Origin of the sequence: Thiohalocapsa sp., assembly GCF_019695415.1 — a bacterium.
Taxonomy (GTDB): Bacteria; Pseudomonadota; Gammaproteobacteria; order Chromatiales; family Chromatiaceae; genus Thiohalocapsa.
Window position 1 is genome coordinate 1 of record NZ_JAIFKJ010000449.1, and the last position, 2,123, is coordinate 2,123.

The window sequence follows — 2,123 nt, forward strand, 5'->3', positions numbered from 1 at the left end:
CCGGCTCCGTCTGATTTTTGGGCAGGATGCCCAATAAATCAGCATCTCCTTAGGCCGTCGGGCTGGGGCAGGAGCGCCGGTCAGCCCGGCGTTTGATGGCCGATGCAGTCCAAGTCGAAGACTTTGATGGGCCGCTTGCGCCGCACCCGCACGGCGGTGAGGCTGCCGCCCCAGACGCACCCCGTGTCCAGCCCCCAAACGTTGTGCTCGGCAAGATAGCCCAGGGTGGACCAGTGGCCGAAGAGGATGCGCATCTCTCGGCTTGCACGCCCTGGCACCTTGTACCAGGGCAGCACGCCGTCCGGCTGAGTGCCGGGCAGGGATTTCTCCTGCAGCAGCAGCCGGCCTTCGGCAGTGCACCAGCGCAGCCGCGTCAGGGCGTTGGTAATAAAGCGCAGCCGGTCCAGGCCGTGCAGGTCCTCGGACCAGAGGTCTGGCTGGTCGCCGTACATGGCTTGCAGGAAATCGGCGTAGCCGGGCCCGCGCAGCTCCACCTCCAACTCTTGCGCGCAGGCGCGGGCCTGGGCCAGGTCCCATTGCGGTGGCAGGCCGGCGTGAATCATGGCAAAGCGCTTGTGGTCGCTGTGGTGCAGCAACGGGCGGTGGCGCAGCCAGTGCAGCAGCTCGTCGCGATCCGGCGCCGAGAGCACGTCGTCCATGGTGTGCTTCTTGGCATGGCGCTGATTGCCTGCGGCGAGTGCGAGCAGGTGCAGGTCATGGTTACCCAATACCACGACGGCCTGGTCACCGAGCGCTTTGAACCAGCGCAGCACGGCCAGCGACCCTGGGCCGCGGTTCACCAAGTCGCCGACGGACCAAAGCTTGTCGTTGGCAGGGTCGAATTCGATGTGGTCCAGCAGCCGCCTGAGCTCATCGTAGCAGCCCTGGATGTCGCCGATGGCATAGGTGGCCATGTCAGGTCCAGCAAAGCGTTGTGAAGCGAGTGGCAGCCCGGCGCCTTATCTTGAAAACGGCTCGGTTGTCCAAGCGGATTGGGGGGCCGAGGGCCGAGGGCCGAGGGCTGAGGGTGAGTAGAAGGCGCGCCCAGATGCTTTGGGTGAACGAGCCTCGCCCACAGTCCTCGCCGCTGGCCTAGGCGAGAGCCTTATCCCGCACCGGCAGCCGGACGCGGCTGCAGGATGCCGGCTCTTTAAGCCCCTTAATGCAGACGCCCGCGGTCTCCTAGGGAGAAGGCGGGGATTTCAGCGTCGAAGCGCGTGCCGTCGTCGGCGAGCATGTCGTAGGTGCCGTGCATGCTGCCCACAGGCGTTGCGATCTGGGTGCCGCTGGTGTACCGAAACGCCTCGCCCGGATTGAGGTGCGGCTGCTCGCCGACGACGCCGGCGCCACGCACCTCTTGCACCTTGCCGTTGGCGTCGGTGACGATCCAATGACGGTTCAGCAGCTTGGCAGGAACGCTCCCAGTATTGCGGATGGTGATGGTGTAGGCGAAGACGAAGCGGTTGTCCTGCGGGTCCGACTGCTCGGCGATGTAGTCGCTGACCGCGTTGACTTCGATGCGATAGGGCTCTGCGTCTGGCATGGACGGCTCCTTGGGGATGTTGGGATTCGTTGCCTGCACGGCCGACAGCGGGCGGGATTCAGCGGCGACTTGCACGGACTCGGCATGCCTTGGCGCTGGCGCGTGGGCCTGCGCGTCAGTGGAAGCCGGTGAGTCCCCGCGTCGACCCGCGGCAAAAGGCGACGATGGTGTCGGTGTCTTGGCCTGGCAGCTCCTGCTCGGCGCGCGCGAGGGCGTCCGCCAGGCGCAGGCCCGAGCGAAAAAGAAGCTTGTAAACGGCCTTAATGTGAGCGCGCCGCGCCTGATCGAAGCCGTTGCGCTTCAGGCCCACCAGGTTCAGACCGACGATGCGCGCACGTTGACCATTGGCAATGACGAACGGCGGCACATCTTTGGGCACGCCGCTCACGCCACCGAGCATCACGTAGGCACCGATGCGGCAGAATTGGTGCACGGCCACCTGCCCGGATACGAACACATGGTGGTCCAGCTCGACGTGTCCGGCGAGGGTCGCCGTGTTGGCAAAAATGTTGTCGTCACCCACGGTGCAGTCGTGCCCGACGTGGCTGTAAGCCATGAAGAAGTTGCGGCTGCCGATGCG

At 65.6% G+C, this 2,123-nt stretch carries 2 protein-coding genes and 1 pseudogene; all 3 read right to left on the reverse strand.

All coding sequences use genetic code 11. The annotated features are described in order from the left end of the window. Positions 1 to 80: 80 nt before the first annotated feature. Positions 81 to 914 carry a symmetrical bis(5'-nucleosyl)-tetraphosphatase gene (locus I6U14_RS12610; protein WP_296899824.1) on the reverse strand — a complete coding sequence of 278 codons (834 nt, stop codon included), beginning with the start codon at positions 912 to 914 and terminating at the stop codon, positions 81 to 83. A 245-nt stretch (positions 915 to 1,159) separates the two neighbouring features. Continuing rightward, positions 1,160 to 1,543 carry a Co2+/Mg2+ efflux protein ApaG gene (gene apaG, locus I6U14_RS12615; protein ID WP_296899825.1) on the reverse strand — a complete coding sequence of 128 codons (384 nt, stop codon included), beginning with the start codon at positions 1,541 to 1,543 and terminating at the stop codon, positions 1,160 to 1,162. A gap of 115 nt (positions 1,544 to 1,658) precedes the next feature. Beyond that, positions 1,659 to 2,123, reverse strand: a pseudogene (locus I6U14_RS12620) (acyl-[acyl-carrier-protein]--UDP-N-acetylglucosamine O-acyltransferase); the annotation flags it as partial.

Coding starts and splice junctions, on each gene's coding strand:
- I6U14_RS12610 (WP_296899824.1), bottom strand. CDS start 914: ATGGCCACCTATGCCATCGGCGACATCCAGGGCTGCTACGATGAGCTC.
- apaG (WP_296899825.1), bottom strand. CDS start 1,543: ATGCCAGACGCAGAGCCCTATCGCATCGAAGTCAACGCGGTCAGCGAC.